The following is an 8014-nucleotide window of genomic DNA, read 5'->3' as shown; positions in this document are numbered from 1 at the left end:
GCGCGAGCGCGTGGAACGGCTGGTGGAGCGCGGCCAGCGCGTCGGCGAGGCGCGCCGGGTCGGCGGCGCCGGGCGCCACCGCGTCCGGCGCCGCCTGCGCGACCGCCGCCAGCAGCTCGGCGTCGATCCCGGCGCGCTCCACCAGCCACGCGAGCAGGGGCGCGAGCTGCGCCGGCGCGGGCGCGGGCGGCACGTAGGCGCCGCCGGGCGCCGCGGATGTCTGAGCGGGAGCCGTCATCGCGTCCGCCTCACCCGGCCATGGTCACGCCGCCGCCCAGCTTCAGCAGCCCGCTTCCGGTGATCTGCGTCATCGCCCCCTTCACCTGCGCCATCGCCTGCGCCGCCACGTCGACCATCGGGGCCTCGATCTTCACCTGGGCGGTGCCCTTCACCCCCACCATCGGCCCCTCCACCTTCACCCCCGAGGGGTCGAGCGTGACCTTCGACGCGCCCGTCTTGAGCTCGATCTTCGCCGGCTCCAGCGTGATCGTGCTGCCGCCGACCTTCAGCTCGATCTTGGTGTTGGCCGTCAGCGTGATCGTCTGCTGCGCGGTGACCTTCTGCGTGTCGCAGTCCGTCGAGTCGCCGCCGCTGATCGCGCGCGTGTTGTCGCCCTGCTTCACCTCGATCTTGCGCGCGCCCTGGTCCACCACGAAGTGCTGGTCGCCCTTCTGCGCGCGGAGCGTCTGCTGCCCCTCCGTGTTGAGGAAGAGCTGGTCGCCCTTCGTCACGCTCACGGTCTGGTCGCCCTCGGTGACCTCGTAGAGCATCTCCCCCTTCTTGTCCCCGCTGCCGCCGACGACGGTCAGGTGGTCCTTGTGCTGCACGGTGGTCGTGCGGTCGACGCCCACGGTGCGCGTCTCGTTCCGCTTGACCTTGGTCGTGAGGTCGCGCTCCGCCTGCGCGAACACGAGCTCCGCGTCCTTCTTGTCCTCGAAGCGCAGCTCGTTGAAGTTCTCGGCGCCGCCGCCCACCGTGCGCGACCGGATCCCGCTCTGCGTCTTGTCGTCGGGGAGCGCGTAGGGCCGCGGGTGGTTCTGCGAGTACACGCGCCCGGTGACGATCGGGCGCGCCGGGTCGCCCTCGAGGAATTCGACGAGCGCCAGCTGCCCCAGGCGCGGCAGGTGCACCTCCCCCCACCCCGCCCCCGCCCACAGCGAGGCGACGTGCACGCGGTGCTGCGACTTCCCCTCCTTGCCGTCCCCGTGGTCCCACGGGAACTGCAGCAGGACGCAGCCGTTCGCGTCGACGTCGATGGCCCCCTCGTCCCCGGCGCCCACGACCTTCGCGGTCTGCGTGCCGCGCACGGAGGGGCGCGGCGTCTCGCGCGGCGCGAGGAACGGCGTTCCCACGGGGATGGCGGTGAACTCGTTGACGTACTTCGGCGTCTTGGAGGCCTCGCCCCCGTACGGGTCGGCGGCCTCCATCACGTGCGCGACCTCGGTCACGTGCACCTCGACCGCCGCCGCGCCGAGCAGCCCGGCGGCGAGCGTGACGCGCGTGCCCGGCGTGAGCGAGACCGCCTGGCTCGCGCCGCGCACCACGTCGTGCCCCGCCTCGGCCAGCCGGATGCGCCGCTTCGTGACCGGGTCGGACACCCCGGCCGCCGCCGTGCCGGCGAGGTCGCCGAGGTACTCGTACGCGCCGCCCTGCGCCCCCGGGTGCCGGCTGGTCGCCGTCACGGCGTCGGGCGCGCGCAGCAGGTGGAAGTCGCTCGCGGCGACGGTCGCGCTGTGCACCGCCCGCTCCCGCACCACCTCGGTCACGCAGTTCGCCGGCAGGGGCGTCGAGTCGGTGAGGAGCCAGTCGACGAACGCGTCGATGAGCCCCCCCACGGCCGCCCCGGCCAGCCCGCCCCCCGCCGTCGCGATCCCCGCCCCGAGCGGGCCGAGGAGGGTGCCGATGACGCTGCGCGCGCCCGCGACCGCCTCCTCCTTCCCCTTCGCGGCGCCGGCCTTGAGCCCCTGCTGCCCGAGCGCCCCCGCCGGCCCGATCAGCGGGCCGATGATCGGCACCTGCGCGATCGGCGGGCGGCCGGCGCGCGTCCCGAGCGTGAGCGTCGCCACCGACCCCTCGGGGATCACCGACCCCACGCTGTCCGAGATCACGAGCAGGTGCCGGTCGCTCTGGAACTCGAACGCGTAGTACAGCCCCTCCTCCTCCAGCAGCCGCGACACGAACGCCAGGTCGCTCTCCTGGTACTGCACGACGTACGGCAGCTTGGGCGGCCGCGTCGTGAAGCGGAACTTGTACAGCCCGCGGAAGCCGGCCTCGTTGAAGACGATCGTGCAGATCTCCTCGACCGACTTGTCCTCGAACGTGCGGCAGGTGGAGGAGAGGGCGAGCATCGACAGCCACGGCACCAGCTCGACGCGGTGCCGCGTCAGCTTCGTCACCCCGTTGGTGCCCAGCTCCGCCCAGCGCGCGACGCGCCCGTGGATCAGGCGCGTCGAGATGACGTCCTTGCCGATCACGTTGCCGTAGACGATCAGCCCGAGCGGCTTGCCGAGCACGTCCGCCGGCGGGACCTGCGCCTTCGTCGACACGAAGTCCACGACGAAGCGGAAGGGGCGGGAGAGTCCCTCCGACCCCGCCAGGCGCACCGCGACCAGCGCGTCGTTGGGCAGCGGGGCGCTCGTGACCTGCAGCACCCGCCCGTGCTGGTCGAGCGTGATGGGGTCGGCCATGCTCAGCGGACCTCGGCCGCCGCGGGCGCGTCGGCGAGCGACCAGCCGGCGTCGCGCACCGCCGGCGCCAGCGCGTACGTCAGCTCGCCCGCGTCGTCCACGCCGACGCGCACCGCGCCCGGCAGCGTGCCGCCGGCGATGGCCTCGAGCAGCAGCCGCGAGATCTCGGGGAGCATCGTGTTCGACAGGATGTTGTCGACGTTGCGCGCCCCGCTCTCGACCTCCGTGCAGCGCGCCGCGACGGCGTCCACGAACGGGTCGCCGTAGCCGAGGGTCACGCGGTGCGTCTCCTGCAGCCGGCGCGCGATCTTCCCGAGCTTGAGCCGGATGATCTGCTTCAGGTTCTCGTCGCGCACGGGGTAGTACGGGATGAGGACCATGCGCCCGAGGAACGCCGGCTTGAACACCGCGTCGAGCTCCGGCTTCAGCGCCGCGACCAGCGCCTCCGGGATCGGCGCCGTCTCGGGGTCGGCGGTGAGCTTCATGATCGTGTCCGTGCCCGCGTTGGTCGTGAGCAGGATGACGCTGTTGCGGAAGTCGATCTGCCGCCCCTCGCCGTCCTCCATCACGCCCTTGTCGAACACCTGGAAGAACAGCTCCAGCACGTCCGGGTGCGCCTTCTCGACCTCGTCGAGCAGCACCACCGAGTACGGGCGCCGCCGCACCGCCTCGGTGAGCACGCCCCCCTCGCCGTAGCCGACGTACCCCGGCGGCGACCCCTTGAGCGTGGAGACGGTGTGCGCCTCCTGGAACTCGCTCATGTTGATCGTCACCAGGTTCTGCTCCCCGCCGTAGAGCAGGTCGCCGAGCGCCAGCGCCGTCTCCGTCTTCCCGACGCCCGACGGGCCGACGAGCATGAAGACGCCCTTCGGCTTGTTCGGGTCCTCGATCTTGGCCGCGGTGGTGCGCACGCGCTTGCTGAGGATCTCGAGCGCGTGGTCCTGCCCGATGATCCGCTCGCCGAGGTGCCGCTCGAGCGCGAGGATCATCCCGAGCTGGTCGCGCAGCATCTTGCCGACGGGCACGCCCGTCCAGCCGGAGATCACCTCGCCGACGATCGACGCGTCGACCTCGACGCGCATGAGCGGCGTCTCCCCCTGCAGCGCCTGGAGCTCCGCCTGCCGGCCCGCCAGCTCGGCGCGCAGCGCGGGCAGGTCGTCGCCCGGCGCGCCCTCGGCGGCGTGCGCGTGCTCGATCTGCCCGCGCAGCTCGCGGATGCGGGCCACGAGGGCGCTCTCCTGCGTCCAGCGGTCCGACAGCCCGGCCAGCGTCGCCTCGAGCGCCGCGCGGCGCGCGGCGATCGCGCCCAGCCGCTCCCGGTGGTCCACGCCGAGCGTCGCCTCGCGCCCGAGCACGCGCTCCTGCACCGCGAGGTCGTCGAGCTCGCGCCGCGCCGCCTCGAGCGACGCCGGCGTCGCCTGCTGCCCGAGCGCCAGGCGCGCGCACGCGGTGTCGAGCACGCTCACCGCCTTGTCCGGCAGCTGGCGGTCGGGGAGGTAGCGGTGCGACAGCCGCACCGCCGCGTCCAGCCCGTCGTCGGTGATGCGCACGCCGTGGTGCGCCTCGAGCGCGGGCACCACGCCGCGCAGCATGACGAGGCACTGGTCCTCGCCCGGCTCCTCCACCTTGACGAGCTGGAAGCGGCGCGAGAGCGCGGGGTCCTTCTCGAAGAACTTCTTGTACTCCGCCCACGTCGTCGCCGCGATCGTGCGCAGCTCGCCGCGGGCGAGCGCCGGCTTGAGCAGGTTCGCCGCGTCGTTCTGCCCCGCGGCGCCGCCGGCGCCGATCATCGTGTGCGCCTCGTCGATGAACAGGATGATCGGCGTCGGCGAGTTCTTGACCTCCTCGATCAGCCCCTTGAGGCGGTTCTCGAACTCCCCCTTCACGCCGGCCCCCGCCTGCAGCAGCGCGAGGTCGAGGGTGCGGAGCGTGACGTTGCGCAGCGGCTCGGGGACGTCGCCCTCGACGATGCGGCGCGCGAACCCCTCGACCACCGCCGTCTTGCCGACCCCCGCCTCGCCGACGAGGATCGGGTTGTTCTGCCGGCGCCGGGTGAGGATGTCCACCACCTGCCGCACCTCGAAGTCGCGCCCCAGCACCGGGTCGATCTTCCCGGCGCGGGCGCGCGCGGTGAGGTCGAGCGTGAACTGGTCGAGGTTGGGCGTGCGCCCGCCCCCGGGCGCCGCGGCCGCCCCGCCCGCGCCGGCCGCCGCCCCCGCCGCCGCGGCGTCGCCGGTGCCGAGCACCCGGACGGCGAGCAGCGTCCGCGGCGACTCCACCTCCGCGGTGGGGATCGCCAGGTTCGCCGCGCTGAGCACGTAGTCCTCGTCGGCCGCCGGGAGGCGCAGGCACTGCAGGTCGTCCGGTGTCAGCACGCGCGACTCGCCCGGGCGCAGCGCGAGGCTCGGCGCCACGCGCACCACGGCGCCGACCGGGGCCGCGCCCTCCGCCGACACCTGCACCGTCCGCATGTCGGTCTCGCACGCGCGCAGCGACGGCACGCGGAACTCGGCCACGCTGTCCGAGCGGACGACGAGCTCCGTGGCCGCCACCCCGTCGAGCCGCAGCGAGCGCAGGGCGGCGAGGCCGGTGCCGTGCACGCGCCCGACCTGTCCCGGACGGAGCGTGTCGACGGCGGTGACTCGGACCGCCGGCGGCGGCGTCCCGTCCGGCGGCGTCGCGCCGCCGTCGCAGGCGAGGGTCAGCGCGACGGCGGGCGCGACGAGCAGCGGGGCGCGGCGCATCGCGGGCTCCTGTTTTCGCATCCGCGGGCTCGAAGGTGATCGGCAGGGAACCGCCCGACGCCGCCCTCGGCGCGAGGGCCCCGGACGCGGTCAGTCCGCGCGCAGCGTGACCGTGGGATCGATGCGCGCCGCGCGCCGCGACGGCAGCCAGCTCGCGACGAACGCCACCACCGCGAGTAACCCCGCGACGCCGGCGAACGTCACGGGGTCGCTCGCGCTCACCTCGTAGAGCAGGGAGCGCAGCAGGCGCGTGGCCAGGAGCGCCAGCGGGATCCCGATCGCGAGGCCGGCGAGCACCGGCGCCATCCCGCGCCGGAGCATGAGCGCCACCACGCGCCCCGGCGGGGCGCCGAGCGCCACGCGCACGCCGATCTCGCGCTCGCGCTGGCGCACCACGTAGGCCACCACCCCGTAGAGTCCCACCGCGGCCAGCGTCAGCGCGAGCGCGCCGAACACGCTCACCAACGTCGTGAAGAAGCGCGGCGTCGCCGCAGCGGCGGCGACCCGGTCCTCCATCGGCGCGATCTGGAGGATCGGCCGGCGCGGCAGCACCTCGCGGATGGCGGCGCGCACCGGCCCCGCGAGGAGCGCCGGGTCGCCGTCGGTGCGCACGACGAGCGAGACGTGCACGCGCGGCAGGAACCGCTCCGACACGTACGCGGTGTAGCCGGCGATCGAGTCGAGCCGCGTGCTGCGCACGTCGCCGGCGACGCCGATCACGCGCACGGCGCGCGGGCCGACCTGGAACGACTCGCCGACCGGGTTGCGCCCCGGCCAGAAGCGGTCCGCCATGCGCTTGCCGATGATCGCCGACGGCGGCGCCGTCGAGTCGCCGGCCACGGCGTCGATGTCCTCCCCGGCGAGGAGCGGCACGCCGAGCGCCCTGAGGTAGCCCGTGCTCACCGGCAGCATCACGACGAGCGGCTCCTCGCCGGGAGGCGGGGCGGGCTGCCCGGGCACGCTGAACGGGCGCGGATCCCCCTGCCCGTCGGTGAGCGGCGCGAACGACGTCGCTCCGGCCGCCGTCACCCCCGGGATCCGCCGCACCCGCTCGATCACGCGCCGGCGCTCCTCCGGGAAGGGCCACGGCGGCGGGCCGTCCGCCTCCAGGTGGAAGCGCGCGAGCAGCGCCCCCTCCGGGCGGAACCCGGGGTCCACGCTCGTGAGGCGCTGGAAGCTGCGGAGCATGAGCCCCGCGCCGGCCACGAGCACCACCGCCAGCGCCACCTCGACGACGACGCGCGCCGCGCGGGCGCGGTGCCGCGCCGCGCCGCCGGAGCTCCCGCGGGCGCCCTCGCGCAGCGCGCCCGCCAGCCGCGCGGACGAGGCGCGCAGCGCCGGCCACAGCCCGGAGGCGAGCCCGGTGAGCAGCGTGACGCCGACCGCGAACCCGAGCACGCCGAGGTCGAGCCGCACGTCCGCGGCGCGCGGGAGGAAGTGGCCGCTCAGCGCAACGAGCGCGCGCACGGCCCACCACGCGAGCGCCACGCCGAGCGCGCCGCCGGCGAGGGCGAGCAGCAGGCTCTCGGTGAGGAGGAGCCGCACCACGCGCGCGCGCCCCGCGCCGATCGCGGCGCGGAGCGCCATCTCGCGCCCGCGGCCGGTGGCGCGCACGAGGAGCAGGTTCGCCACGTTCGCGCACACGACGAGCAGCACGAGCCCCACCGCGCCGAGCAGCACGAGCAGCCCGCGGCGCACCGGCCCGACGATCGAGTCGCGCACGTCCTCGGCCACCACCGACGTCCACCCGGCGTTGGTCTGCGGGAACGTCGTCGCGAGCCGCCGCAGCAGCGCCTCGGCCTCCGCGCGCCCCTGCGCCGGTGTGACCCCCGGGCGCAGCCGCCCGACGACGCTCAGCCAGCGCCGCTCGCGCCCGCGCCATCCGGCGTCGTCGGGGTCCATGACGGTGCTCGGCATCCACACCGAGATGCCCCGGTCCGGGAACGCGAAGTCCGGCCCCATCACCCCGACGACCGAGTACGGCTTCCCGTCGAGTCGGATCACGCGGCCGAGGACCTTCGGGTCCGCGCCGAGCTGCACGCGCCAGAACGCGTCGCTCACCACGATGAAGCGGTTCGCGCCCTCGACGTGCTCCTCGGCGCGCAGCGTCCGCCCGAGGCGCGCCGGCGTGCCGAGCGCGGGGAAGAATCCGCGCGAGACGTACGACGTCCGCGCGTATGCCGGCTCCGCGCCCCCCTCGCCGAACACGTGCCCCATGGGGATCACGCCGAACGCGCCGACCGCCTCGAAGCCGCGCAGCTCGCGCTCCCAGTCCTCGAGCTCCTTCGCGCTGACGACGCGGCCCTCGACCGCCACCTTCGGGTTGCCGGGCCAGAGCCGCACGACGCGCTCGGCGTCGGGGAAGGGGAGCCGGCGCAGGAGCACGCCGCGGACGACGGAGAACATCGCGGTCGTCGCGCCGATGCCGAGGGCCAGCGTGAGGAGGACGACCGCCGTGAACCCGCGCGCGCGCCGCAGCCCCCGCACGGCGTACACGACGTCCTGCCGGACCGAGGAGAACAGCTCGCGGCGGCGCATCGCGGTCTCGCGGTGGGAGGAGATGTCGTGGCAGCGCGCGCGCAC

General features: G+C 75.0%; 3 protein-coding genes and 1 pseudogene. All 4 read right to left on the bottom strand.

Annotation, left to right across the window (positions count from 1 at the left end):
- A pseudogene (locus PYV61_RS16830) lies at positions 1–238 on the bottom strand (hypothetical protein); the annotation flags it as partial.
- 10 nt (positions 239–248) lie between these two features.
- A complete protein-coding gene (gene tssI / locus PYV61_RS16825; protein ID WP_275833700.1) occupies positions 249–2687 on the bottom strand; it encodes a type VI secretion system tip protein TssI/VgrG in 2439 nt (812 codons plus the stop codon).
- Positions 2688–2689: 2 nt separating this feature from the next.
- On the bottom strand, positions 2690–5431 hold the full coding sequence (gene tssH / locus PYV61_RS16820) for a type VI secretion system ATPase TssH (RefSeq protein ID WP_275833698.1): 2742 nt from the start codon (positions 5429–5431) through the stop codon (positions 2690–2692).
- Between the two features lie 90 nt (positions 5432–5521).
- Positions 5522–8014, bottom strand: a 2493-nt coding sequence (locus PYV61_RS16815) for an ABC transporter permease (RefSeq protein ID WP_275833696.1), incomplete at its 5' end; no start/stop codon positions are given.

This window comes from Roseisolibacter sp. H3M3-2 (assembly GCF_029211165.1).
GTDB lineage: Bacteria > Gemmatimonadota > Gemmatimonadetes > Gemmatimonadales > Gemmatimonadaceae > Roseisolibacter.
The sequence above is the reverse complement of the archived record's forward strand: the minus strand, read 5'-3'. Positions and strand labels throughout refer to the sequence as shown.

Excerpts from the sequence above, each read along its gene's own strand:
- tssH (WP_275833698.1), bottom strand. The coding sequence starts at position 5,431 with ATGCGCCGCGCCCCGCTGCTCGTCGCGCCCGCCGTCGCGCTGACCCTC.
- tssI (WP_275833700.1), bottom strand. The coding sequence starts at position 2,687 with ATGGCCGACCCCATCACGCTCGACCAGCACGGGCGGGTGCTGCAGGTC.